The organism is Psychrobacter fulvigenes (assembly GCF_904846155.1).
GTDB lineage: Bacteria > Pseudomonadota > Gammaproteobacteria > Pseudomonadales > Moraxellaceae > Psychrobacter > Psychrobacter fulvigenes.
Window position 1 is genome coordinate 3340895 of the sequence record NZ_CAJGZP010000001.1, and the last position, 25170, is coordinate 3366064.

The 25170-nt window shown below is 44.8% G+C and carries 23 protein-coding genes and 1 tRNA gene; 10 read left to right on the forward strand and 14 right to left on the reverse strand.

The genetic code is table 11. The features are described from left to right. The first annotated feature begins 123 nt into the window (after window positions 1–123). Window positions 124–1470, forward strand: coding sequence for a valine--pyruvate transaminase (locus tag JMX03_RS14170; RefSeq protein ID WP_201597578.1), 1347 nt, complete (start codon window positions 124–126; stop codon window positions 1468–1470). 218 nt (window positions 1471–1688) lie between these two features. On the opposite strand, the gene JMX03_RS14175 is transcribed toward JMX03_RS14170, so the two are convergent. From JMX03_RS14175 to JMX03_RS14220, 10 genes are all read right to left on the reverse strand, one after another. Beyond that, window positions 1689–2903: an IS256 family transposase gene (locus JMX03_RS14175; RefSeq protein WP_201597579.1), complete on the reverse strand. Its 1215-nt coding sequence runs from the start codon at window positions 2901–2903 to the stop codon at window positions 1689–1691. 81 nt (window positions 2904–2984) lie between these two features. Beyond that, complete coding sequence (locus JMX03_RS14180; RefSeq protein WP_201597580.1) at window positions 2985–3374, reverse strand: hypothetical protein; 390 nt, start codon at window positions 3372–3374, stop codon at window positions 2985–2987. Between the two features lie 198 nt (window positions 3375–3572). Continuing rightward, on the reverse strand, window positions 3573–4838 hold the full coding sequence (locus JMX03_RS14185; RefSeq protein WP_201597581.1) for a RidA family protein: 1266 nt from the start codon (window positions 4836–4838) through the stop codon (window positions 3573–3575). A 218-nt stretch (window positions 4839–5056) separates the two neighbouring features. After that, complete coding sequence (gene ureG / locus JMX03_RS14190) at window positions 5057–5695, reverse strand: urease accessory protein UreG (protein ID WP_201597582.1); 639 nt, start codon at window positions 5693–5695, stop codon at window positions 5057–5059. 49 nt (window positions 5696–5744) lie between these two features. After that, on the reverse strand, window positions 5745–6470 hold the full coding sequence (locus JMX03_RS14195; protein WP_265090486.1) for an urease accessory protein UreF: 726 nt from the start codon (window positions 6468–6470) through the stop codon (window positions 5745–5747). Next, window positions 6442–6975: an urease accessory protein UreE gene (gene ureE / locus JMX03_RS14200; RefSeq protein WP_201597584.1), complete on the reverse strand. Its 534-nt coding sequence runs from the start codon at window positions 6973–6975 to the stop codon at window positions 6442–6444. Before ureE ends, JMX03_RS14195 begins: the two co-directional genes overlap by 29 nt. Window positions 6976–6996: 21 nt before the next feature. Further along, window positions 6997–8700, reverse strand: coding sequence for an urease subunit alpha (ureC, locus tag JMX03_RS14205; protein ID WP_201597585.1), 1704 nt, complete (start codon window positions 8698–8700; stop codon window positions 6997–6999). Beyond that, window positions 8700–9032 carry an urease subunit beta gene (locus tag JMX03_RS14210; RefSeq protein ID WP_201597587.1) on the reverse strand — a complete coding sequence of 111 codons (333 nt, stop codon included), beginning with the start codon at window positions 9030–9032 and terminating at the stop codon, window positions 8700–8702. Before JMX03_RS14210 ends, ureC begins: the two co-directional genes overlap by 1 nt. A gap of 11 nt (window positions 9033–9043) precedes the next feature. Next, a complete protein-coding gene (gene ureA, locus JMX03_RS14215; RefSeq protein WP_201586177.1) occupies window positions 9044–9346 on the reverse strand; it encodes an urease subunit gamma in 303 nt (100 codons plus the stop codon). Between the two features lie 153 nt (window positions 9347–9499). Then, complete coding sequence (locus JMX03_RS14220) at window positions 9500–10426, reverse strand: urease accessory protein UreD (RefSeq protein ID WP_201597589.1); 927 nt, start codon at window positions 10424–10426, stop codon at window positions 9500–9502. Between the two features lie 599 nt (window positions 10427–11025). Here JMX03_RS14220 and JMX03_RS14225 point away from each other — a divergent pair. Then, window positions 11026–12078: a DMT family transporter gene (locus tag JMX03_RS14225; protein ID WP_201597591.1), complete on the forward strand. Its 1053-nt coding sequence runs from the start codon at window positions 11026–11028 to the stop codon at window positions 12076–12078. Between the two features lie 127 nt (window positions 12079–12205). On the opposite strand, the gene hisH is transcribed toward JMX03_RS14225, so the two are convergent. Both hisH and hisB read right to left on the reverse strand, forming a co-directional pair. Beyond that, window positions 12206–12841, reverse strand: coding sequence for an imidazole glycerol phosphate synthase subunit HisH (gene hisH / locus JMX03_RS14230; RefSeq protein ID WP_201597593.1), 636 nt, complete (start codon window positions 12839–12841; stop codon window positions 12206–12208). Window positions 12842–12994: 153 nt separating this feature from the next. Beyond that, window positions 12995–13621: an imidazoleglycerol-phosphate dehydratase HisB gene (hisB, locus tag JMX03_RS14235; protein WP_201597596.1), complete on the reverse strand. Its 627-nt coding sequence runs from the start codon at window positions 13619–13621 to the stop codon at window positions 12995–12997. 369 nt (window positions 13622–13990) lie between these two features. Here hisB and JMX03_RS14240 point away from each other — a divergent pair, with 369 nt between their 5' ends. Continuing rightward, entirely contained in the window at window positions 13991–14413 is a 423-nt protein-coding gene (locus tag JMX03_RS14240; RefSeq protein ID WP_201597602.1) for an acetyl-CoA sensor PanZ family protein, read from the forward strand. A 132-nt stretch (window positions 14414–14545) separates the two neighbouring features. Next, window positions 14546–14621, forward strand: a tRNA-Phe gene (locus tag JMX03_RS14245). A gap of 166 nt (window positions 14622–14787) precedes the next feature. Here JMX03_RS14245 and JMX03_RS14250 read toward each other — a convergent pair. After that, complete coding sequence (locus tag JMX03_RS14250; RefSeq protein WP_201597604.1) at window positions 14788–15162, reverse strand: hypothetical protein; 375 nt, start codon at window positions 15160–15162, stop codon at window positions 14788–14790. A 194-nt stretch (window positions 15163–15356) separates the two neighbouring features. Between JMX03_RS14250 and JMX03_RS14255 the strand changes: the two genes are divergently transcribed. The 6 genes from JMX03_RS14255 (at window position 15357) to JMX03_RS14280 (ending at window position 23455) form a co-directional block, all read left to right on the forward strand. Beyond that, window positions 15357–15857 carry a DUF4385 domain-containing protein gene (locus tag JMX03_RS14255; RefSeq protein WP_201597606.1) on the forward strand — a complete coding sequence of 167 codons (501 nt, stop codon included), beginning with the start codon at window positions 15357–15359 and terminating at the stop codon, window positions 15855–15857. 140 nt (window positions 15858–15997) lie between these two features. Beyond that, entirely contained in the window at window positions 15998–16675 is a 678-nt protein-coding gene (locus tag JMX03_RS14260; RefSeq protein WP_201597608.1) for a phosphoglycolate phosphatase, read from the forward strand. A 184-nt stretch (window positions 16676–16859) separates the two neighbouring features. Further along, complete coding sequence (locus tag JMX03_RS14265; RefSeq protein WP_201597610.1) at window positions 16860–18569, forward strand: formate--tetrahydrofolate ligase; 1710 nt, start codon at window positions 16860–16862, stop codon at window positions 18567–18569. Window positions 18570–19499: 930 nt separating this feature from the next. Then, window positions 19500–20924, forward strand: coding sequence for a cytochrome c (locus JMX03_RS14270; protein ID WP_201597612.1), 1425 nt, complete (start codon window positions 19500–19502; stop codon window positions 20922–20924). Between the two features lie 194 nt (window positions 20925–21118). After that, entirely contained in the window at window positions 21119–22720 is a 1602-nt protein-coding gene (locus JMX03_RS14275) for a flavin monoamine oxidase family protein (protein WP_201597614.1), read from the forward strand. Window positions 22721–22810: 90 nt separating this feature from the next. After that, window positions 22811–23455 (forward strand): c-type cytochrome, encoded by a 645-nt coding sequence (locus JMX03_RS14280; protein ID WP_227695838.1) that lies wholly within the window; start codon window positions 22811–22813, stop codon window positions 23453–23455. Between the two features lie 42 nt (window positions 23456–23497). On the opposite strand, the gene JMX03_RS14285 is transcribed toward JMX03_RS14280, so the two are convergent. Continuing rightward, a complete protein-coding gene (locus tag JMX03_RS14285; protein WP_201597621.1) occupies window positions 23498–25066 on the reverse strand; it encodes a YifB family Mg chelatase-like AAA ATPase in 1569 nt (522 codons plus the stop codon). Window positions 25067–25170 lie beyond the last annotated feature (104 nt).

Genomic DNA, 25170 nt, shown 5'->3' on the forward strand with positions numbered 1-25170 from the left:
CGGACAAGCTCTTGTATATTCAGGTCTACACCAAGCAAGGTTGTTTACTCACCTTGTCCCCCTCATTTGCTATAATGGCGCCACTTTATCAATTAATAACCTCCTACACCTCACGGTAACCTTATGAAATTCTCAAAATTTGGTCAAAAGTTCACCCAAACCACTGGCATCTCACAATTGATGGACGATCTGGGCGATGCACTAAAAAGCGATCAGCCGGTCAATATGCTCGGCGGTGGTAATCCTGCCAAAATTGATGCGGTGAACGAGTTGTTTTTGCAGACTTACCAAGCGCTTGGCCATGACAGTAACGCTAGTGATCCTGATAGTAGCGCCATTATTAGTATGGCGAATTATTCCAATCCGCAAGGTGATGCTGAATTTATTGATGCCTTAGTTGGCTTTTTTAACCGTCATTATGATTGGAACTTGAGCGCGGAAAATATCGCCCTGACCAATGGCTCGCAAAATGCTTTTTTCTTCTTGTTTAATCTGTTCGGCGGGGCCTTCAGTGATAATAAGCTTGATGAGCATGGTCAAGATAAAGACAGCCAGTCTGTAGACAAATCCATCTTGCTACCGCTTGCCCCTGAATACATTGGCTATAGCGACGTGCACATCGATGGTCAACATTTCATGGCAGTCCTGCCGCATATCGATGAAGTCACTCATGATGGCGAAGAAGGCTTCTTTAAATATCGGGTGGATTTTGAGGCATTAGAGAACTTGCCTGCGCTCAAAGAAGGTCGCATCGGTGCCATTTGCTGTTCGCGCCCGACTAACCCAACGGGCAACGTGTTGACCGATGATGAAATGGCACACTTAGCCGAGATTGCCAAGCGCTATGATGTGCCGCTGATTATCGATAATGCTTACGGTATGCCCTTCCCTAATATCATTTATTCAGACGCGCATCTGACGTGGGATGACAATACGATTCTTTGCTTTAGTCTCTCCAAGATTGGCTTGCCAGGCGTGCGCACTGGCATCATCGTCGCGGCTCCTGAAGTGATCGCAGCGGTCAGCGCCATGAATGCGGTAGTCAATCTAGCTCCTACCCGCTTTGGTGCTGCCATTGCCAAACCATTGGTGCAGAATGACCGTATCAAGCAGCTATCGGACAATGACATCAAGCCGTTTTATCAGCAGCAAGCAAAACTGGCTGTGAGACTTTTGAAAGAAGCATTGGGTGATTATCCATTGATGATTCATAAGCCAGAGGGCGCTATATTCTTCTGGCTGTGGTTTAAAGACTTGCCGATTACCACGCTTGAGCTATACGAGCGTCTCAAAGAAAAAGGCACGCTCATCGTACCAAGTCAGTTCTTCTTCCCTGGTGTTGATATTAGCGATTATCAGCATGCGCATGAATGTATTCGCATGAGTATCGCCGCGGATGAGCAGACGCTCACTGATGGTATTGCAGTGATTGGAGAAGTGGTAAGAGCGCTTTATGATGAGGCTAAGTAAAAAGTCTTAGAAACTTTAATCGTAAAAAAAGCTAATGTTATAGTTGATACACTGTCAAACCGATACAGTGCTACTGGGATAAATTTTATGCAGCCTCTGGAGTGCGAAGCGCACAGCAAGCAAGAAAAATTTGTACCAGTAGCAAGGCAATGTAAACGTATCGATTTTATTTCGAATTGACTATAACGAGCCCATCCCAGATTCTGTGTAACTGCCCTTTAGATTAAATGCTTACTAATACGGTCATCAAACATAATCATAAAGCGATTCAAAGCAGACGTCCAGTTACGGATTGGCATCGACCACTTTTTGGATGCCTGCTGAGTTGCTAAGTACACCACCTTGAATGCTGCCTGATCGGAGGGAAACACCTTACGCTTATTCACCGCTGTTCGAATGACACTATTTAGCGACCCTATCGCATTGGTGGTGTAAATGACTTTTCTGATGTCTTTAGGGTTCTCAAAGAACACCGTTAAGCCCTCCCAGTTATTGCGCCACGACTTAACTACGTGCGGGTATTGTGTACCCCAAGTCTCATCGAACCTCTCAAGGTTAGCTTTTGCAAGCTCTATAGTATTAGCATCGTAGATGGCTTTTAAATCAGCGGCTACCGCCCTTTTATCCGTCCACGGTACGAACTTCATTGAATAGCGCACCATATGCACGATACACAGCTGAACCTTGGCTTTGGGGTAAACGGTGTTGATGGCATCAGGAAAGCCCTTTAGACCGTCAACACAAGCGATTAAGATGTCTTGTACCCCACGGTTTTGTAGCTCAGTGAGAACGCCTAGCCAGAACTTAGCGCCTTCATTCTCTGAGAGCCACATGCCAAGCAGCTCTTTTTTACCATCAAGTCCCACACCCAGCGCCAAATAGATCGCCTTGTTGATGATCTGCTTGTCTTGACGTATCTTCACAACGATGCAGTCCAAATAGACGATAGGATAAACACTACTCAGCGGCCGGTTCTGCCAAGCGGTGATGTCCTCTAATATGTTGTCCGTGACTCTTGAAACCAAGCTGCTTGAAATGTCAACATCGTAGAGCTTTTTGATACTCTCTACAATCTCGGTGGTGGTTTGACCTTTGGCGTAAAGGAATATGATCTTGTCATCAAGGCCACTAATACGGGTTTGATGCTTACGCACTAAGGCAGGTTCAAAAGCGCCATCACGGTCTCTTGGGGTGGATATCTCAAGATCGCCTGTGTCACTGCGGACGGTCTTTTTAGTGTGCCCGTTGCGCTTATTAGGTTTATCCGCCTTCTCATGTTTGGGATAGCCAAGATGGTCTTCCATCTCGGCTTCAAGAGCGGTGTCGATAAACGACTGCATGAGCTGCTTCTGAAAGTCTTTGATGTCATCGAAGCTGTTCATACTACCAGCCATTTGCTCGGCCAGTTTCTTGATATCGGATTGGTTAGTCATTGCTTATTCTCCTGTTAGGGGATTATAAGCAGTTACACACTTTTTAGGAAACTCCCACTATAACAGTAAAAAACGGACTCATTAATAGTCCGTTTTTTTATGACGTGTGATCACTGATTTGGGTTTATTGGTGGTCTGAAAAATGGTCGTCCATTTATGAAGCGCATGAAGTACATAAGGCAGCAGGCACGTATTAATCAAATCATGCAAGCTTGCCTTTATATCTACGCTACTTAATGCCAAAAACCCTCTCGGTCTAATGATATGGCGGTTGTCCAAATACTCTCCCAATAGAGCAATGCCCGTCACCACGACTAAAGCCATGAATGACCTGATGCTTTGCTTTTTAATAATTGGTAGTAGCAGAATCAGGCACAGCACATAGACCCCGACGCCGACATAGATATGCAGAGCATCTTTGGCCAGTCCAGTTATCTCAATGACATTTATTTTGAAGGTATGGAAATCCACTACTCTCTCTCAAGCTTGTAGTTTGTTAGGTCAGTCATTATTCTTAGAGTTGATAGCAGTAAAAAGGGACAATATGATAACCTTGATAGGCTATCGTATTGTCCCTTTTTTGTCTAACTTATCTGTTCAGCTATTAGAAATATAAAAACTGGCTCATGTGTCATTTAATCAAGTTTTCTTGTCAAACTTACCTAGTTATTATACTGCTGGTGGCGTACCTTCAGCGTTTGATAGTACAGCATCAATCTGTACCAGTGCATCCATGGGAATGGCTGATACACCAATGACCGTTCTGGCAGGTAGATCACTATTAAAAAAGGTTTTATAAACCTCATTTATCGCATCGATATCTTTGATGTCTTTGAGCTGGATAGTGACCTTTACGATATCGTCCATCACGTGATCGATACTTTCTACAATGGCTTTGATATTTTTCAGGCACTGCTCTGCCTGTGCTTTCACATCACCTGCAACAGTTTCACCAGTTTTGGCGTCAATAGGCAATTGAGCTGAGAGGTGATTGTAATGAGAGAATGCGACAGTCTGTGTTGATAACGAACTCTTTGGCGCATTATCTGTATTGTTGGCTTTTATGACGATGCCATGTCTGTCTTCGATCTCTTGTGGCGGCGTACCATCTCCGTGCGATACAACGGCATCAACCTGTACCAATGCATCCATAGGTAAGCCTGATGCTACTGTGACTGTGCGTGCAGGAACATAACCCACCGTTCTAGCGATAGCCGAGTCTGGAAAGAAAGTGCTGTAGACTTCATTCACCGTATCGATATCCGAGAGGTTTATCAGGGAGATATTGATTTTAACAATATCATCAAAAGGTACATCAATACTCTCTAAGATGGCTTTGATATTTGTTAGGCATTGCTGCATTTGCTCTTTGATACCACCCGCAACTATTGCATCTGTTTTTGGATCAATCGGTAATTGCGCTGAGATATTATTATAGTGAGAAAAAGCGACCGTTTGTGTCGATGCGGGGTTGTTAGGGGCATTATCTGTATTACTTTCTACTTTTACCAAGTCGCATGGCTCTTGCGGATGCGTGCCCTCACCGTTTGAGATGATGGCATCCATTTGTACCAAGGCGTCATCCATCGGCAGTGCTGCCACGGCGACGACGGTACGCGTAGGCAAATAGCCTTGGAAGAATGCAGCATAAATCTTATCCACAGCTTCAAGGTCTGCGATATTTTTTAGAAATATATTAATTTTGATGACATCGTTCATGGTATGGTCGATGCTTTCTACGATGGCTTTGATATTATCTAAGCACTGTGTTGCTTGCGCTTTTATGTCATTTGCCACCACCTCTTTTGTATCAGGTCTTACAGGCAGCTGCGCTGAGATATTATTGTAATGAGAAAATGCGACTGTTTGGGTCGATAGTGAACTTTTTGGGGCACTGTCCGTGTTTCTTGATACTTTTATAATAGTGTCACTCATGTCATCTGATTCCTTGTTTGATAGTATTTTGTATGGGTATTAATGTATTCCCTGACACCCAACTTCATTTTTTAGCTTGTGCAATACTTATAATGCCTAAAAATACGCCTGTCTTAACCTGCTTTAAAATAAAGATACCTTGAACTCAAAAAGCCGCAGGGGTATCCGTGCGGCTTTTTGAGTATAGATTACTAAGAGATTTACGTTGTTAGTAGCTACTAAGCTTTGGCCGCCAGTTTTTCTGGGCGACGCTCAGGCAACATGCCTTTATCTAAGATAAAGCTGATAATTTCTTCAACGCCTACACCGTCATACAAGTTGGTGAAGATAAAGGGACGCTCGCCGCGCATTTTTTTGGAGTCGCGCTCCATCACATCAAGTGAGGCATGCACATACTCAGCGATGTCGATTTTATTGATAATCAACAAGTCTGACTTAGTAATACCTGGGCCACCTTTACGAGGTATCTTGTCACCAGCAGCGACGTCGATGACGTATAAAGTTAAGTCAGAAAGCTCTGGACTAAAGGTAGCGGCCAAGTTATCACCACCAGACTCTACCAATACCAGCTCTAGATCTGGATGACGCTTTTGTAGCTCATCAATCGCCGCTAAGTTCATAGAGGCATCTTCGCGAATAGCGGTATGCGGGCAACCGCCAGTTTCTACGCCAAGAATACGGTCAGCAGGCAATGCATCGTGCTTTAATAAAAAATCAGCATCTTCACGCGTATAAATATCGTTGGTGACAACAGCAATTTCATAATGGTCTTTTAGAGCACTACATAACTGACGTAATAGAGCCGTTTTACCAGAGCCAACTGGTCCACCAACGCCTACTCGTAAACAATGTTTCATGGATAATCTTCCTTATATAAAATCTAAGCTGTTATAAAATTAAAAGCCATTAGCTTCGGAACAGTCTTGAATACTGGGTTTCATGTTGCGCACTACCAAGCGCCAAACTAGGCATAATTGGCCCTAGCTCCTCGTCATCGAGCATGAGCGCAGTATCAACGGCAGCCACCAATTGTGGACGCAGTTGCTCGTTTAGACGTTGCGCGGCAGTATGCCCTAGTGGCAAAGCCTTGCACGCTGCGGCGAGCTGGTTTTCGAGCCAAGCCCACGCAAAGCCCAGTAGGCTTTGACGTATAGGTATATGACGCTGATAGGCAGCCCAAGCAAACACGGTGACATAACCAGGCTCGTCTGGCAATTGCGCATGCCCTTGTCCTGCTTTTGGCTCCAAGTCCAAACTAGTAAGCAAACGCACCAACGCCAGCCCTAGTCGGATATCTTCATCACCAAGCTCGGAGGTCTCACGATTGGCATGAATCCACTCATTCCAATAGGCAATACTCTCACTATCACTATTTGCCCAGCCAGTGTGCAGCCGTGCTAATACGGGTAGCTCACAGCGCGTCAAGCCATCAGCAAGCACGCCTTCTAGCCATTCGCCAAGCTCTTGCTCGTTATTTACCCAACCCAGCTCAAACGCACTCTCTAAACCCTGTGACCAAGCGAATGCACCGATTGGCAAGGCAGGACTAATCAATTGCATTAGTCCAAGCAATGCCAGATCGCTAACTGTACTTGCCTGCTCATTAGTGTGCATGGTTGTGATCGTCATCATGGGAGTGTCCGTGGTCGTGTGAGTGATCGTGGCCATGTGAGTGCTCACGACCAGCCTGTGCATAGGCACCTGATTCTGGATCAAATGGTGCTTCATGATGGGTCAAAGTTGCCCCCAACAATTCCGCCAGCTCCTCTAACACATAATCTGGTGGAAACCGTACCCAATGACGACCGTCTGCATCCATCCCCAAAGCAAGCGTTACGTGACGGTTACCTAAGTGGTAGCACAGTCGCCCTAATGGTAGACCATCTTCGATATACGCTGTCGTTACTGGCTCATCAGCAGCACAGACCTGAATCACTTCACCGCTATTGGCTTGCAATAAATCGCCATGACGTAATACAGGACCACGGTCAAGGAACAAACCCACGTCGCGATCGTTATCAGTGGTTGCCTTGAGGCGACCACGTATACGTAGCTCATAAGGCAGGGTCAAGGTGTCATACACCTCGACCTGACCTGCCTGAGCACTGCTATCTATTCTCTGTGTTAATTCAAGCATATTTATATCCTTGCAGACAATTTAAAACAAATGATAACGCTGTGCTAATGGTAATTCAGCCATAGGCTCACAAGTGAGTAACACCCCATCGGCATAAGCTTCATAGGTCTGCGGATCTACGTTGATGTCAGGGCAAGCGGTATTAAGCTTCATATCTTTTTTGCCCATCTTACGGATGTTCTTACAAGGAACAAGCTTACTCTTCAGACCGAGCTTCTCTTCCAGCCCTGTGTTTTCAGCAGCTTGGCTGATAAAGGTCACGCGAGTGGCTGCAGCAGCGCGGCCATACGCACCGAACATACGGCGGAAATGTACTGGCTGCGGGGTTGAGATAGCGGCGTTTGGATCGCCCATCTCAGCACCTGCGATCATGCCGCCTTTAATAACCAGTTGTGGTTTGACCCCAAAGAACGCCGTTTTCCATAAGACTAAATCTGCCATTTTGCCCACTTCAACAGAGCCAATCACATGCGAAACACCATGTGCAATAGCGGGGTTGATGGTGTATTTAGCAATATAGCGCTTGGCACGGAAGTTATCAGCACCGCGCTCTTCGTCTTCTGGCAATAGACCGCGCTGAACTTTCATCTTATGCGCTGTCTGCCAGGTACGACATACAACTTCACCAATACGCCCCATCGCTTGCGAGTCAGATGACATGATTGCCATGACTCCCATATCATGAAGCAAGTCTTCTGCGGCGATGGTTTCGCGGCGAATACGGGAGTCTGCAAAAGCGACGTCTTCTGGGATATTAGGATCGAGCGCGTGACACTCCATCAACATATCTAAGTGCTCATCAACCGTGTTGACAGTATAGGGACGTGTCGGGTTGGTTGACGCTGGCAGCACATTAGGCAGACCTGAGATAGCAATAATATCTGGTGCGTGACCACCACCTGCGCCTTCTGTGTGGAAGGTGTGGATACAACGACCTTTCATAGCGGCGATAGTATCTTGCAAGAAACCTGATTCGTTTAGCGTATCAGAGTGCAGCGCAATTTGAATATCATACTTATCAGCCACGGTTAGAGCATTGTCGATGATAGCAGGGGTAGCGCCCCAATCTTCATGAATTTTCAGACCAAAAGCACCCGCTTTGATTTGCTGCTCTAAGGCTTCTGGTGTACTGGCACTGCCTTTACCAAATATACCAATATTCATCGGCATATCATCTACAGCCTGCATCATTTTACCGATGTACCATGGGCCTGGTGTGCTAGTGGTTGCCAAAGTACCTGTCGCAGGACCAGTACCGCCACCGATCATAGTGGTTGTACCACTCATTAGCGCTTCATCGACTTGCTGCGGACAGATAAAGTGAATATGGGTGTCGACACAGCCGGCGGTCAGGATTCTATCTTCACCAGATATAATCTCAGTGCCAGGTCCAATAATGATCTCAACGCCTGGCTGAGTATCTGGGTTACCAGCTTGACCGATGGCAGCGATATATCCATCTTTTATACCCACATCGGCTTTGATGATACCTGACCAATCGAGGATAATAACGTTGGTAATGACAGTATCCATGACTTCTTCATCACAGCGCTGGCTCTGAGCCATACCATCACGAATGGACTTACCACCACCAAATACCACTTCTTCACCATAATGAGTGAGATCATCTTCTACTTCGATCCACAGTTCAGTGTCCCCTAAACGAATTCTGTCCCCTGTGGTTGGGCCGTATAATTCGGAATAAGCTTGACGAGTAATTTTCATTATTTTGCTCCTGAATCTGAATTCTGATCTAACGATCCCATCACGTCACCACGGAAGCCATAAACACGGCGCAAGCCTGAAAACTCAATCAAGTTTACCTCACGGCTCTGACCGGGTTCAAAACGTGTTGCGGTACCAGACGGAATCGCCAAGCGATAACCGTAGGTTTTTTCACGATCAAAATCTAAAGCATTATTGGTTTCATAGAAGTGGTAGTGTGAGCCTATTTGTATCGGTCTATCACCTGTATTAGAGACGTGTACGCTGATAGTAGGTCTGCCTTCACACAGCTCAATGTCACCACTTTTTATTTGATATTCACCGGGAATCATGACAAATCTCCTTAAACGATTGGGTTATTAACAGTGACCAATTTGGTACCGTCAGGGAAAGTGACTTCGACCTGAACACTATCAATCATGTCAGCAACGCCATCCATGACGTCGTCACGGGTCAGAATTTCACGACCAGCGCCCATCAAATCCGCTACGGTACGGCCTTCGCGCGCGCCTTCCATCAAAGCGCAACTGATATAGGCTATCGCTTCTGGATGGTTTAACTTAAGGCCTTTTTCTTTACGGCGCTCTGCCACTAAACCTGCTGTAAATATGAGTAACTTATCTTTGTCTCTAGGTGTTAATTTCATCACTGGCTCCTTATTATGAATATTAGTTATGAATATTAGTTTTGAAAGCTAATACCAAAGCTTGTAGCTTCGGTATGTAGAAGTAGTCGTTGATTGAGTAGATGCTTTATATAAACAAATACTTATTGCAAACAGATACTTCAATTAAATTATTTAAGTCAACCAAATCCGAGGTGTGGTGGCCTCATGTCCAGTTAGTAAAGGTCTGATAATGTTGCGTGCTTGCTCAAACAGCTGCCACGCTTCATTACGCTCATTACCAATATAACGTAATAACAATACTTCGCGGCGGTAAGTCACAGCCCAGTTTTTGCTAGCAGGCAAATGCTCTCGCAGTGCCAAGATAGTCGCATCTGGATCATTCAGTCCCACAGTCCATAAAGTAGCATGCACCGTCGCTCCGCCTTGCCCCCACTTTCCTAAGAATCGAGGATGGTTGGGATCTATAGTCTGACGCTCAAGCCATAGAGGTCGGCCATTGCGAGTCAGCTCAAAGCGCTGCTCCAGATGTCCTTTTATAAAAGGTAGGTTACTAGCAGGACGACCAAGGCAGAGAACCTCCCAGCCCAAACATTTAGCATTATCACCCAGCTCAATCTTAAATATCTGCTCGCCGCGTGAGCCATCAAAAGCCAGAGACTCTTGAGGTACCCACTCCAGCGTGCCGCCATCAGCGACGGTCAAATGAGTAATTTGATGCCATTTGACATCATTTCTATCCGCTTTGTAGAGCTTATTGGCCGCAGGCGTGGTCACCAAAGCATGAGCGCCTTTGTCCACAGTGACGTCTATTATCAGCTCATCACCACTGACCAAGCCGCCAGGGGGATGCAAGGTATACACATGACAGCAGCCATCGCGTCCCTCTGGATAAAAAGGTCTTTGAACACGTAGAGGCCCGTAATGACGTGCCGTCTTCATGCGGGTGATATTGGTGTCACCTTCAGCACGCGTATCAAACCCTAAAGTCAAAGAAGCTGCCCAGTGGCGCTTGGCATCAAAGTAGTGTCCAGAATATGGTGTTTCTTTTTTTTCTATTCTTGTAGGCGAACTCGTAGGCGAAATAGTCGTAGTCGTCATTTAACAAATACCTTTTTTATAAACCCAGACGCAAATATAAGCAGTCAAACTGATGTAAAAATCAAAATCTATCTCTATAAGACTCTAGTAAACATTATTTTTTTATTTTTAACTAAAAACCATAAGGCAAAAATACAAAAAACAGTGATAAATACTGTCTTGCAATAATATTTATCAGATTTTTTCCATAAAATCCCACAAAACGTCAAGACTCAAAGCGGCAGCGCTATATATTTATCTTACCTATATCCTACCTGAGAGTAGGGAAATAGTATAGCTTAAAATTAACTTGTGCACTAATTTTTAGAATACGGATTTAAACCATTGATTTTAAACAACTTAATATTAAAAATAAATATTCTCTCTCAATAAAAAACTATATATTTTTGATTTACCTCTAACTCATAACTTGAATTATTCTAAAGCATATTTAAGAGTATCGTTAAGATTAGTAACTAGATGTATACAATACTTTTAAAAAAGTACATAATATTTATATCCACAATAATATTCATGAATTAAAAAATTCATGAATCTCACACTCATGAAGTCCACCCTAGTGGAGCACTTATTCATGAACATTATTCTAGAGGTGCGCTATGTCAGAGTCCGTTCAATCTCCTGAAGTTGTTGAAGACAAGCCGCTCAAGCCCGTACTTGCTTATACCTTCATTATGCTTGGAATCTTTGCTTTGGCCTTTTCTGCCATCATGGTAAAGGAAGCTAACTTTGAGCCAGTTACTAACGCTTTTCTGCGTTGTCTGTTGGGCTTTATCACTTTGATCCCTTTTGGTATTTGGGAAGTTAAAAAGAAAAGAATGCTTAGTAAGAACGGAATCTTTCTAGCAATCGCAGCAGGTATCTTTCTCGGTATTGATATGACCGCTTGGAACTACGCCATCTTCTTTATTGGCGCTGGTATCTCCTCAGTGCTATTAAACCTACAAATTATTGTCATGCCATTACTAGCCATGACCTTTGACAGGTTTGTACCGAAAAAGAGCTTTTGGGTATTGGTACCTATCATGATCATTGGTATTGTTATGGCCGGTGGTATCTTCGATGGGGATCCTGTAGAAGGCCCAACGACGATTTGGGGCTATCCAATCGCTTATGTAGGTACCGCTTTAGGTGTCCTCTCTGGTATCTGTTATGGTATCTATCTATATACCAGTAGAAAGTCTGGTACGCTGAACGCTGGTCTTTATATCCAGCCGCTTATGTGGGTGTTTTTGGCACAGCTTATTCCCCAAGGCTTTACCATGCTGTTTTTATCAACTGAAGGCTGGAACGTCGCTCAGGGTGTACTAGTTAATGGTAAGCTGCCAATGGATGCTGGTACGGCCATGACAGGTGATATGATCACCGCTGCGAACTGGTGGTGGATGGTTGCGCTAGCCGTCATTGGTCATGCGATGGCTTGGGTTTTTGTACAGATAGGTTCGGTAAACTTAGATCCTACTGTCGTAGCTGGACTATTGCTATTAAGCCCGATCACTACGGTACTTGTGGCACCCTATACCAGTGGCGAGTCGATCTCAATGATTCAAGGTATCGGTGTGGTCGTTGTACTAGCAGCAGTTGCTTATCAGAACGGTCTACATACCGCGCTTATGAACAAGCTACAAGGGACGAAAAAACCGCTGAGATAGCTAGCTGAGGAGCTAACTTTCCGCTCGTAAAATAGATGATTGATAAAAAGCCAGATAACTGAGTTATCTGGCTTTTTTTGAGCTATAAGATTGGTTTTTCTATCATTCAAATATAAAACTAAAACACTTAAATATCCCACTCTACAAAGTTCTTCAACAGCTGCAAGCCTGCGGTGTGGCTCTTTTCTGGATGGAACTGGGTGGCAAATAAATTGTCTTTAATAACACTGGCACAAAACGGCTGACCATAATCACAAACAGCAGCCACTTGCGAGCGATCGGCAGGCGCGCAGTAATAGCTGTGCACGAAGTAAAAGTGCGCATTGTCCTCAATACCATTCCATAAGGGATGATCAAAATCCATACCGCTAATGGTATTCCAACCCATATGCGGCACCTTGATGGTCGCGCCTTGCTCGTCTTTCCATGTAGGATCAAACGCCTCTACAGTACCATCTAAGATACCAAGACAGTCTGTGCCATCATTCTCAGCGGACTGCTCGAATAGCGCCTGCATGCCAACACAGATGGCCATGACAGGCTTATTAAACACAGCATGGCGTACGACCTCATCAATGCCAGCCTCCGTCATACCAATCATACAATCGCGCATCGCACCGACGCCAGGGAAGACAATTTTGTCCGCTGCCGCGACAACCTTTGGATCATTGGTGATAGAAACTTCCGCACCTACCGCTGATAATGCTTTGCTAGCAGAGTGCAAATTGCCCATGCCATAGTCTAATAGTGCAACTTTTGTCATTAATTGGTTCTCATTGTTGAGTCGTTTTAATATATATAATCTCGTGTTTTTGCTAAGGTGTAAACAAGATTTTGCTACAAGTCAGCCAAGCGCAAGGCTTTATGAGTAATACGCCAAGCTTGGCTGACACCGCAGACTAGCTTTAGCTGTACCTTAGAAAGCTTCTTTGGTCGAAGGTAAGGTATTCAGTGCACGCTCATCATATTCACACGCCATACGCAGCGCACGTGCAAAGGCTTTAAAGGTAGATTCGATTTGATGATGGCTGTTTTTGCCTTTTAGATTGTCTAAATGTATGGTCATCCATGAATGGTTGACAAAACCAAAGAAGAACTCGCTAAACAAATCGACATCAAAAGTACCCACGTGTGAGCGGGTAAAAGGAATGTCCATATGCAGGCCGGGACGACCTGAGAGATCGACTACCGCACGGGTTAGCGACTCATCGAGTGGCGCGTAAAAATGACCATAACGACGAATGCCTTTTTTCTCACCCAGCGCTTTTGCAAAAGCTTGTCCAAGCGTAATACCGGTATCTTCAACGCTGTGGTGATCGTCAATATAAGTGTCGCCCGTACACTTGATGTCTAAGTCAAACAAACCGTGACGCTTGATTTGATCAATCATATGGTCTAAAAATGGTACACCAGTATCTACTACGCCTTGACCCGTACCATCAAGGTTTACGGTGCATTTAACTTGTGTCTCAGCAGTATTACGCTCAACAGTCGCGGTACGTGCTGGGCGACCATATAGGTTTAGGTTTGAATCAGTTGTCATGGCTACTCTCTATAAGTTAAAAGCAAACAATAAATAGGCCTAATAATAAGCCTGACGTGTTCCAAATATGAGAACGATAAAATATCACTAAATAAGCTCATAGCTATAATAGATAGCTAAAAAATAGATACTGTCTTTCTTATCCTAAATAGCTACAAGGATGATATAAGTCTGTATGGTTAATTTTTATAGCGGATGGACTATAAATCACTACCCTCATCATAGCAAACCCCAACAACTACTGCCACGACCAAGGCATAAACCAAGCACAAAATCATCGCATTCTGCTAAAATAATGTGTTCAATATTATCAATCATGGCCGCGCCTGCCCTACTATCCTGCGCTATATCATATTATAGGAACCGACTATGCCTTTAGAAGCGATTGCCATCAACAGCTTGGACGCTCCACTGATCAAAAAGCCTGCGCGCGAAAATGAGCTGTCTGAGCGTCTGCATGCCTTGTATGATAGTGATGATACGCAGCCTAGTGGCGCAGAAGTATTAAACATCGTCGAGCAAGGCTTTAAGCGTGGTCAGACACTCTACGTCGGGATGTTTAATGACAAGCCTATTGCCGCAGTGGCCTGCTTTGATGATGGCCAAACCAATGCCAAACGCTTGCAATATCTCACCGTGCATCGCGAAAATCGTAAACGTGCTATCGACGCCAAGTTCATCAAGCTGGTCTATGATGCCGAGGTCAAAAAAGGCGTGCGTGAGTTTGTCCCTGTCGATGCGGATATTCACCGTATCATGAGCGAGTATGAGCTGCTGCGTGTCAAAGATTAATGATATTTATTTGACTCATGCAAAAGCTTTATCAAGCTCTAATAAATTATTTTTGAGTTTTTATAGCAGATAATGCAAAAACTTCTTGACAGCAGGGCGTATATTTAGTTTAATAGCGTCCTCAACGAAGACGGCTCGATAGCTCAGTAGGTAGAGCAACGGATTGAAAATCCGTGTGTCGGCAGTTCGATCCTGCCTCGAGCCACCATTCGTTTATAGAATTCTAAAAAACCCTAAACATCGCTGTTTGGGGTTTTTTTATGCTTAAATTTTATGACCTTTTTTATGGTAAGTGATATAACCAGCCTATAATGAGACTTTAGGAAATGAGACTTTAAGAATAAAATCGATTCGTCGATAACTATCAGCAGGAGTTACTCCTGATACAGTCGACCGCGCAATAGTAGATTACAACGCTCACGCGAATCCAAATCATAAATCGTCGCGCGATAGTCGATACCGTGACGCCCTTCAAAAAATATCACCCGATCGCCCACTGCCAAAAAACAAGACGTACGCGCATCATAGATAAAACCATCAATCACAAATGCCAAGTCACGATCTATCTCTCGTACCGTATAGGTCTCACCTTGCGGAATCAAACGCTCAAACCATGCGCTATGAGCGACATTGGTAGTTAGGACACTTGTGAATAGCAGCGCTGACATCATAAGCATGCTTTTTAATGACATCGTAAAATCCGAGCCAGCTAAGCTGACTTTATTTATGTTATTTTTATTACCTGCCATGACCTTTACCTGCTCAGACCTGCCCAATAATGAATTCTACTAATGATTCTTCTCATGCTAAACGCTTACTGTCACGGTTGCATAACATTTTTGTGCTGTTTTTTAGCCAGCTGCGCTCAGTATACTCGATAGCAATGAGAATGATAAATAAGACAGCTGAATACTAGAAACATGATTACTAATAGGGATAAGCGATGAGAGAGTTTGATTATGATTTGGATTATAAAAACCTAGACTTGCGGGCGCAGCCTGAGCTATACCGTGTCGGTCGCGGTGAACAAGGAGTGTTATTAGTGGAGCCTTATAAGTCTGAGATCTTGCCGCACTGGCGCTTTGCCACTCCCGATATTGCGACAAAAAGCAGCGAGACTATTTATCAGATGTTTTTAGATTATCTGGCTACTGATGACTTCGTCGGTGCTGATATGGCGCGCAAGTTTATTCAAATGGGCTATACTCGCGCCCGCCGTTATGCCAATCATAAAGGCGGCAAAAAGTATAAAGGACCAGTGCCTGATGATAAAAAAGGTCAAAGCGGTGCCCATGGTCGTGAAGAATTACCACGGCAAGAGGAAGATCCGATTAAAGCAGAATCTGCCCGTATTTTTAAGCAAAAATGGGATCTGTGCCGCGAAAATGAAACCTATTTAAAGATGAAAAAGGAGCATCGTGAGCGCTATAAAGAGGTTGAGTAGCATATATTGAAAGTCAGATATTAAAAACATTAGTAACAGTTAGCTTTGACAGTTTGCTGTGCTATGGTAATGCTGTTAACTACTTAATACTAAACGAACGCTTTAAAAAAAATAAATTACTGCTCTGGTAGCGAGGGAAAATGAATAAGCAACTTTTAATTTTTGATTTCGATGGGACACTGATTGATAGTGTGCCAGATTTGGCTGATGCCACTAACGCAATGCTAACCACACTTGGCAAAGACACCTACCCTCTCGATACCATACGTAATTGGGTAGGCAATGGCTCAAGGATGTTGGTCGAGCGCGCGTTGGTGGGCAAGATAGAAGTACTGGAGGATGAGTTAACGGTCGAGGAAACCGAGCATGCCGAGCAAGTGTTTTTTGATGCCTATAAAAACCTTAGTGACAGCAAAACTGTTGCCTATCCAAATGTCGATAGTGGCTTGCGGTATTTAAAAGAAGCGGGTTACACTTTGGCGCTAGTCACCAATAAACCCATACGCTTTGTACCCAAAATACTAGAGAGTTTCGGCTGGACGTCTTTGTTTGATATGGTCTTAGGCGGCGACAGCTTGACCACAAAAAAGCCTGATCCCGCGCCATTGCTACATGTCTGCGATAAGCTTGGTGTTATGCAAGACAAAGCGGTCATGATTGGTGATTCAAGAAACGATATATTAGCGGGACAAAACGCTAAGATAGATACGCTTGGACTGTCTTATGGTTATAATTATGGGCAAGACATTCGCGACCTGAACCCTACCGCAGCGTTTGATGACTTTGCTACATTGGTCAAATATCTTTTGAAAGATTAGGGTCTGTTGAACACACTTAAAACACTAAGCAGTTAATCCTTTAACTTATAGTCAAGGAGTTTTAAAATCGCTACAAGGCGACCGACCGCAGATAGTACACTAAGTACATCTAGGGCGGGTAACACCGTAGCGGTTTAAAAGTGCTCCGACTATACATACCTCTAACCCGTAACGAGACCTTGATATGCCCGTACCTAGCGACATAGCCATCGCCCAAAACGTTACTCTACAACCCATCAACGACATTGCAAAAAAACTTGGTTTATCAGCTACTCATATCGAACCTTACGGACATTATAAGGCAAAAATAAATCCAGACGATGTGTTTGCCATGCCAGCTAAGGCAAAGCAGAGCAAGTTGATATTGGTCACTGCCATTAATCCGACACCCGCTGGCGAAGGTAAAACCACGGTCACTATCGGCCTAGCGGATGCACTAAACCGTATTCATCAGCAGCAAAACAGTGGTGAAAAAACGGTGGTTGCCATACGCGAGCCGTCCATCGGCCCAGTATTTGGAGTCAAAGGCGGTGCCGCTGGTGGCGGTTACGCGCAAGTACTGCCCATGGAGGATATCAACCTGCACTTTACCGGTGACTTTCATGCCATCGGCGCGGCCAATAACCTACTAGCCGCGATGCTAGACAATCATATTTATCAAGGTAACGAGCTAAATATCGATCCAAAGCAAGTGTTTTGGCGTCGTGCGGTAGATATGAATGATCGGCAACTGCGCAACATTATCAGCGGCATTGGCAAAACCACAGACGGTGTGATGCGTGAAGATGGCTTTGATATCACCGTCGCCTCTGAAGTGATGGCTATCTTTTGCTTAGCGACAGATTTGAATGATTTGAAACAGCGTTTGGGCAATATCTTGGTCGCCTTTAGCAAAGACAAACAGCCAATTTATGCCAAAGACCTCAATGCTCATGGGGCAATGGCAGTACTGTTGAAAGAAGCCATCAAACCCAACCTTGTACAGACGATCGAGGGCACGCCTGCCATTGTCCACGGCGGCCCATTTGCCAATATTGCCCATGGCTGCAACTCCGTTATTGCAACCCGCGTTGCCATGCATTTGGCAGATTACACCCTTACTGAGGCGGGCTTTGGTGCTGACCTTGGTGCGCAGAAATTTTGCGATATCAAATGCCGCTTATCAGGATTGACGCCAGATGCGGCCGTTATCGTCGCCACCATCAGAGCGTTGAAATACAATGGTGGGGTCGCTAAAGACGAGCTAACGACTGAGAACTTGCCAGCACTTGAGCAAGGTCTGCCAAATCTGATGAAGCATATCAAAAACATGCAGGAAGTGTATGGGCTACCCGTAGTCGTCGCCATTAACCAGTTTGTCAGTGATACTGACGCTGAGGTTGAGTTGGTGCGACAAGCCTGCCTAGAAAAAGGCGTAGAAGTCGCGCTGACACAAGTATGGGAAAAAGGCGGCGCTGGCGGTGAAGACTTAGCACACGCTTTAATTAAGCTGCTTGATGATAGCAGCCATCAGCCCAACCAATTTCGTTTGGCTTATGACAGTGACAACAGTATTGCTTATAAGATTCGCACGATTGCACAGCGAATCTATGGCGCCGATGATATCGATATCAGTAGCTTGGCCGAGGCTAAAATACGCCGCCTAGAAGAATTAAATCTCGACAAGATGCCCATCTGTATCGCCAAAACCCAGTATTCGCTCACTGATGATGCCAAACGACTTGGCCGGCCTACTGGCTTTGATATTCATGTACGCGATATCAGCATCTCATCTGGTGCAGGGTTTATCGTGGTGATTTGCGGCCCAATCATGAAAATGCCTGGCCTACCCAAACGTCCTTCAGCGGAGCATATTGATTTAGACGATGCTGGCAATATTACTGGGCTGTTTTAATTTCAGTAATTTCTTTTTAAAGCTTGTATTAAACACCTTATACCAAAAGCCCTTCTAACTTTTAGAGGGGCTTTTTTATGGAAACACTCTAAGACTTAACACTCAAATATAACGAGTACGCCGAAACTCAGCCTTACTAATACTAATTTCCAGTTTTAATATTGCATTGTCTCAAATTTTATGAATTGAGCTATTCAGCACTTCAGATGACATTTAACTTTGTATGTTTTGTGTACCTTTAAACTCTCAAATAAGGTCAACAGAAATCATTTAATACTGAATACTATCCATATAACCCTTAGATTAAAACTTAAAAAAAACCAACCAAAAACCCTAAATTATTGATATTAAATCGGTTTTAACGATACTTTTAATGATTGTATCTTTATATGTAATAACTTTTCTTTATTTTATAACCTCTCTGTAGGACGTTTTAACTTTTGTAAATATATGCATCTAATAAGTTAATAATTAAGCAATAGTAGCGAAATAGTTTTATCTTAGGAAAGGTGAACATAAGTTGCTTGATACTTGAACGCAGAATTTATTATAGATAGGTCGTTAGAAGTTCTCACTGTCTTGATAAATTCAGTCATTTGCTAAACATTTAGTAACTGCTCATCGCGCAATAATAAAACAGCCAATAACCATATAACATAATTCATCAAATACATAAGTCACCATACGTATATTGATATCTTACAAAATTAGAGTGCATCAACAATACTCACAGTAATCAAATTATGATTATGCCCACATTTTGTACGCTAAGGATGGTGTACACAGGAGAATACCCTCCCTGCCATTCTTAATATTATCACCTGACTGTATGACCTGATAAAAACCACTGTTTCATGTTTAGTTGATACTTTGCACTTTTATTAATATTTAGTTTTGTCAGCCACTATATGCCAGCTATATGAGGATATTATGAAGCCACTTTCTGTGATGTTGTCGATGCTTGCCATCGGTATCACCTCTAGCGCCGCGATGGCTCAAGCGACCAGCTTACCTAACGTTAGCCCAGCCAATAGTGATTTGGCCAACCGCGGTGCTTATATCGCGCGTGCAGCCGATTGTATGGCATGTCACGGTGAGGACTATACGGGCGGCACTGCCATCGAAACCCCAATGGGCGGTATCTATGCCACTAATATCACCCCATCCAAACGCTACGGCATCGGCAACTATAGCGAAGCCGATCTAAAAAAGGCACTACAAAAAGGTCGTGCGCCCAGTCACATGCTCTATCCTGCAATGCCTTATCCGTCTTATAGTGGGATGACTGATGAAGATATTAGTGCACTATTTGCCTACTTGCAGACAGTACCTGTCTATGATCAGGCTCCTGATTATAAGACTGACCTGCCCTTTCCCTTTAACATTCGTACACTCATGCTGGGCTGGAACGTGCTCAATATTCCTTCTTCCACTAACCGTGAAGGGCTTACTGAAGTACAGCAGCGCGGTGAATACTTAGTCAATAATCTGGGGCATTGCGGCACTTGTCACACGCCGCGCAATGCTACCATGGGCTTCGATAAAAGCAAATATCTGGCAGGGGCACAGCTTGGCCATTGGTATGCACCAAATATCACTCCAGATGCGCTTAGTGGTATCGGCAGTTGGAGTGAGCAAGATATTGTCACTTATCTACGCACAGGTGAGCTCGACCAACGCGCCTTTGCTGGCGGCCCTATGGGTGAAGCAGTTGCACACAGTACCCGCTACCTAAAGAATGAAGACTTAGGAGCCATTGCCTCTTACCTAAAAGCAGTACCTGCCATTCAGACCGATGATAAGGTCACTGCAGTCGATGCGTCACGTCTACCAAGTCCGATAGACGAGTCAATTACCCATGATCTTGTCGCTCAAAAAGACTATCTGGCCGAGGCTAAAGCAGAGGTAGCAAATGGTAGTAACTCACCTGAAGCATTATATTTGGCTACCTGCGCAAGCTGTCATGGTGTTGACGGCTACGGTCAACCTGATGCTCAATACTCACCCATTGTTGGTCTCAGCAGTATCCGCCGTGAAAGGCCTGATGCACTCGTCAATATGATTGTCCACGGTGTGGAAGGCAGTACCAATACCTCACCTATCATGCCAGGGTTTTCCGATGATCTAAACAGTGAGCAAATTGCCAGTATCGCTAACTATGTACGCGTTAACTTTGGAGGACTGACCAGCAGCAATGTAAAAGCTGCCGATGTCGACCGTATAGCAGCAGGCGAGGATCAAAGACCATTCTTGATTAAATATGCAGGTTTTCTAGCAATATTAGGCATCCTTGTCGCCATTATCGTCATTATATTTATTATACGCGCAATCATACGCTCTAGACGTCATCGCTAGTTTGAGTTTTTTAATCAAACAGCAAGGCTATTAACGATATAAAAGCGTTCGAAACGCTGATGACAAGACATGAATGAAGGGCAAAAAGGTAAGGCACTAAAGCTTGGCTTGTAAAACGACTCTATAAGCTAAGCCTATAATAAAAGTAAGCATCTACCAACATGCGCGAACGTCATACTATAAAGGACACCATCATGAAAGACATGCTTCAATCACCCACACGGCGCCAATTGCTCTCGATGATCGGTAAAACAGCGGGCGCAACTGCAATGTATCAGGCAATGACCACACTAGGATTTGCCTCGGAGTCTACTTTTGAAGAATCTATGGAGCTTGAAGGCGCACCTCCAGGAGCAAGTATTGTGATCCTCGGTGCAGGTCTTGGTGGCCTGACTGCCGCCTATGAGCTGCGCAAAGCAGGCTACGATGTCAAAGTTCTTGAGTATCAAAATCGCGGCGGCGGCCGCTGTTGGTCTCTAAATGGTGGTGAAAAATATACTGAGCTTGGCGGCGAAGAGGTCACTTGCGACTTTGAAGAAGGTAACTATCTAAATGGTGGGCCATGGCGCTTGCCAAGCCATCATTATGCCGTGTTTCACTATTGCAAAAAGTTCGGCGTAGAGCTGCAACCCTTTATCCAAACCAACGACCGCGCTTACTTGCATCGTACAGACCATTTTAATGGTGTGCCGCAGCGCTTGGGCGATGTCAAAAACGACATACGTGGTCACGTATCAGAGCTGTTATCAAAGTCTGTAAACGTAGGCGGTCTAGATCGTTCAGTCAATAGTGAGGATAAAGAAAAGTTGCTCGAAGGCTTGCGAGGTTGGGGCGTACTCGATAAAGACTATCGCTATAGATCTAGCCATGCAACCACTAAGCATCGCGGCTTTAGTGTCTTTCCAGGTGGTGGTTTGATGCCAAATGAGACACCCTCAAAGACCCTACCGATGAGTGAGATTTTGAGCTCAGGTATGTGGGCAGATATCTACGGTGAGCATACTACTTACAGTCATCAGCCTACGATGTTTCAGCCTGTCGGTGGTATGGAAAAAATCGGTGAGGCATTCACGCGTGAATGCGCTGATATGATTGAGTTCAATGCCAAGGTTACTAAGATCCATCAAGATGATAGCGGGGTCACAGTTGATTATGTCGATAGTAATAATCCAGAAGGGCCAACTAAGACCGTACGTGCCGACTGGTGTATCTGCAATATCCCACTGACGGTATTGACCCAGATTGACATCAACGTCTCAAAGCCTATGAAACAGGCAATGGCGGCAGTGCCTTATGACACTTCCTATAAAGTAGGACTAGAGTTCAACCGTCGTTTTTGGGAAGAGGACGAATGGATCTATGGCGGTGTCACTTATACCGATATGCCTATCAGACAGATCTCTTATCCATCAGGCAATATGTTTAAAGATGGCACAGGCGTATTACTAGGTGCTTACGGCTTCGGCGCCACTTCTTATAAGTTTAATACGCTGACGCCGCAAGAGCGTATCAATGTAGCGCTTGCTTACGGTAAATATATCCACCCACAGTATCCAAAAGAGTTCCGCTCGGGGACTTCGGTAGTATGGCATCGTATCCCTTGGACCTTGGGCTGCTATGGCATTTGGAGTGATTCCAGTCGGAAGCAGCATTACGATACACTCTGCAGTATCGATAACCGTATCGTGCTGACAGGCGAACACTGCTCACACATTCCTGCTTGGTTAGAAGGCGCTATTTTGTCTGGTTTAGACACAGCCAATCGCCTACATAAAAAAGCTAAAATGCTTGGTTAACTTTTATCAGTTAACGCAATCGCAGCTTACAACACTGTGGTTTAGCTAATAATGTGGTTCAACTTATAACGATAAAATTCAGAGGCAATCATGGACAATACAATCATGGAAAGCATGAAATCCAACGCATTTGCTATCATGTTGCTAAGCCTAGGCTGCGGTGCTGCATTATCAGGTTGTAGCCAACGTGCAGGTGACGTCGAGACAGTGGCAAGCAAACAAGAGCAAGAGACAGCGCAAGCGGTTGACTATCAAGAGAGCCGTAATTCGGGTGCTTGGGGCGGTGTCTATATGACCCGTGAAGAGCTCAAAGCACCCAAAGTCAATATCGTTGACGACAGCTCACTCCCAAGTATGGAAAACGATCCAAGTATTGCAGAATGGGAAGCCAAGTTCGAAGGCACCAATGCCTTTGTCACGACCGACGGCAAAAAACTATACCATGACTCATGCGCCGGCTGTCATATGCATGAGGGTGAAGGTGCATTTGGAGCAGGGTACTATCCGCCCCTAGCCAACAACAGTAAGATGGAATCTAAGTACTACACCATCAATATCTTGATCAATGGTTTCCGTGGTATGCCATCATTCCATACCATGATGAATGATGAGCAGATGGCGGCTGTTACTGAATATGTGATGAATGAGCTCAATGATTATAAAGAGACAGTCACTGCTGAAGATGTAGAAAAGCTAAGGCATGCCAATCCGCCAGGTGTAGATCCAAGTGTCTAATACGATCGGTATTATTACGGTATAGCGGAGGTATGAATAGTATTATTTGCTGCGATAGCTAAGTGCTTCAGACACATGAGCGCTGGTAATATCAATACTATCAGCAAGATCGGCAATCGTGCGTGCGACTCGTAATACTCGATGATAGCCACGCGCAGATAAGTTCAAGCGCTGCTGCGCCATCTGTAATAACTGCTGCTCGCCCTCTCCTAGCTTTATAAACTGATCAAGCTCGCTCGGATTGAGCTCATTGTTGACCTTTTTTTGCCGTGACATTTGTCGCTTATGTGCCTCTGCCACCCGAGTGCGTACTTGCTGAGACGTCTCGCCAGCCTGACTATTTTGCAAATCTGCAATAGGGAGCGCTGGTACCGTAATATGTAGATCAATCCGATCAAGCAGCGGCCCTGATAGTTTGTCTTGATAGCGTTTTATTTGCTCAGGACGACAGCGACAGCGCCCTGATCCATCACCATCATAGCCACAAGGGCAAGGATTCATCGCCGCCACCAATTGAAAGTTCGCTGGAAATGTCATCTGCGAGTTGGCACGGCTAATGGTTATTTGCTTGGCCTCAAGCGGCTGACGCAATACCTCTAATACCGTACGGTCAAACTCAGGTAATTCATCGAGAAACAAAACGCCCTTATTTGCAAGGGTAATCTCACCAGGTTTGGGGCGTGAACCCCCACCAACCAAAGCCACGGCTGATATGGTGTGATGGACTTGTCTGAATGGCCGTGTTCCATAGTCATAATCGCTGTCTGCCACCGAGTAGGTACTGGCAACCTCTAACGCGTCCTCGTCACTTAAATCAGGCAGGATAGTCGGTAGCCGCGATGCCATCAATGTCTTCCCCGAACCCGGTGGCCCTGTAAATAATAGTGAATGACCACCAGCAGCAGCAATCTCTAAGGCGCGCCTAGCATGATGCTGACCTTTAACATCCGCTAAATCTACTTTGTAACCCGCGTGCTGTTGTACTGGACTGGGCGTGACAGTCTCCAAACACTCATAAGTCCCGCTTGGGTCTGCTAGCGATTGTAAATGGTCACAAACTGCTTTTAGACTTTGAGCGCCCAATACCTCTACTCCCTCGACACGGCTGGCTTCCGCACCATTATCTATCGGTACGATTAACTGTACTGTTTGTCCTTGCTCACTCAGTTGTTGGTCATTGTTTTTTGACGCTTGCACTACCTTTGACGCCAATGCCTCTGCTTTTATCGCTCGAGCGACAGCCAGGCTTCCAGTCACTTGCCGCAGGTTGCCATTTAGCGCAAGCTCACCGATAAACTCAAACCCTGACAGTACTTCTGGCTCTAGTTGACCACTGGCTGCCAAGATGCCAATGGCAATAGGCAAGTCTAGCCTTGCGCCATCTTTTGGCAGGTCTGCCGGGGCCAAGTTAATCGTTAAGCGGCGATTGGGAAACTGGAAACCTGAATTAAGAATCGCTGAGCGCACTCTGTCTTTACTCTCGCGTACAGCAGCTTCGGGTAAACCCACAATGGTAAGCGCTGGCAAGCCTTGTGACAGATGCACCTCAATAATAACCTTTGGCGCGTGCAGGCCAACGACCGAACGCGTATAGACTTGGGCAAACGACATGAGCGTTTCCTAATAGAGGGAATATTGATAATAGAGCATTCATTAACTGTGCGCAAATAGTGTGCTTTATTATTTAGAATAAAAATAGATCTTGAATGGTAAAA

What these genes read in the sequence shown, in the direction of transcription:
- JMX03_RS14170 (WP_201597578.1), top strand. Translation starts at nt 124, where the DNA reads ATGAAATTCTCAAAATTTGGTCAAAAGTTCACCCAAACCACTGGCATC.
- JMX03_RS14175 (WP_201597579.1), bottom strand. Translation starts at nt 2,903, where the DNA reads ATGACTAACCAATCCGATATCAAGAAACTGGCCGAGCAAATGGCTGGT.
- JMX03_RS14185 (WP_201597581.1), bottom strand. Translation starts at nt 4,838, where the DNA reads ATGAGTGACACTATTATAAAAGTATCAAGAAACACGGACAGTGCCCCA.
- ureG (WP_201597582.1), bottom strand. Translation starts at nt 5,695, where the DNA reads ATGAAACATTGTTTACGAGTAGGCGTTGGTGGACCAGTTGGCTCTGGT.
- JMX03_RS14195 (WP_265090486.1), bottom strand. Translation starts at nt 6,470, where the DNA reads ATGATGACGATCACAACCATGCACACTAATGAGCAGGCAAGTACAGTT.
- ureE (WP_201597584.1), bottom strand. Translation starts at nt 6,975, where the DNA reads ATGCTTGAATTAACACAGAGAATAGATAGCAGTGCTCAGGCAGGTCAG.
- ureC (WP_201597585.1), bottom strand. Translation starts at nt 8,700, where the DNA reads ATGAAAATTACTCGTCAAGCTTATTCCGAATTATACGGCCCAACCACA.
- JMX03_RS14210 (WP_201597587.1), bottom strand. Translation starts at nt 9,032, where the DNA reads ATGATTCCCGGTGAATATCAAATAAAAAGTGGTGACATTGAGCTGTGT.
- ureA (WP_201586177.1), bottom strand. Translation starts at nt 9,346, where the DNA reads ATGAAATTAACACCTAGAGACAAAGATAAGTTACTCATATTTACAGCA.
- JMX03_RS14220 (WP_201597589.1), bottom strand. Translation starts at nt 10,426, where the DNA reads ATGACGACTACGACTATTTCGCCTACGAGTTCGCCTACAAGAATAGAA.
- JMX03_RS14225 (WP_201597591.1), top strand. Translation starts at nt 11,026, where the DNA reads ATGTCAGAGTCCGTTCAATCTCCTGAAGTTGTTGAAGACAAGCCGCTC.
- hisH (WP_201597593.1), bottom strand. Translation starts at nt 12,841, where the DNA reads ATGACAAAAGTTGCACTATTAGACTATGGCATGGGCAATTTGCACTCT.
- hisB (WP_201597596.1), bottom strand. Translation starts at nt 13,621, where the DNA reads ATGACAACTGATTCAAACCTAAACCTATATGGTCGCCCAGCACGTACC.
- JMX03_RS14240 (WP_201597602.1), top strand. Translation starts at nt 13,991, where the DNA reads ATGCCTTTAGAAGCGATTGCCATCAACAGCTTGGACGCTCCACTGATC.
- JMX03_RS14250 (WP_201597604.1), bottom strand. Translation starts at nt 15,162, where the DNA reads ATGGCAGGTAATAAAAATAACATAAATAAAGTCAGCTTAGCTGGCTCG.
- JMX03_RS14255 (WP_201597606.1), top strand. Translation starts at nt 15,357, where the DNA reads ATGAGAGAGTTTGATTATGATTTGGATTATAAAAACCTAGACTTGCGG.
- JMX03_RS14260 (WP_201597608.1), top strand. Translation starts at nt 15,998, where the DNA reads ATGAATAAGCAACTTTTAATTTTTGATTTCGATGGGACACTGATTGAT.
- JMX03_RS14265 (WP_201597610.1), top strand. Translation starts at nt 16,860, where the DNA reads ATGCCCGTACCTAGCGACATAGCCATCGCCCAAAACGTTACTCTACAA.
- JMX03_RS14270 (WP_201597612.1), top strand. Translation starts at nt 19,500, where the DNA reads ATGAAGCCACTTTCTGTGATGTTGTCGATGCTTGCCATCGGTATCACC.
- JMX03_RS14275 (WP_201597614.1), top strand. Translation starts at nt 21,119, where the DNA reads ATGAAAGACATGCTTCAATCACCCACACGGCGCCAATTGCTCTCGATG.
- JMX03_RS14280 (WP_227695838.1), top strand. Translation starts at nt 22,811, where the DNA reads ATGGACAATACAATCATGGAAAGCATGAAATCCAACGCATTTGCTATC.
- JMX03_RS14285 (WP_201597621.1), bottom strand. Translation starts at nt 25,066, where the DNA reads ATGTCGTTTGCCCAAGTCTATACGCGTTCGGTCGTTGGCCTGCACGCG.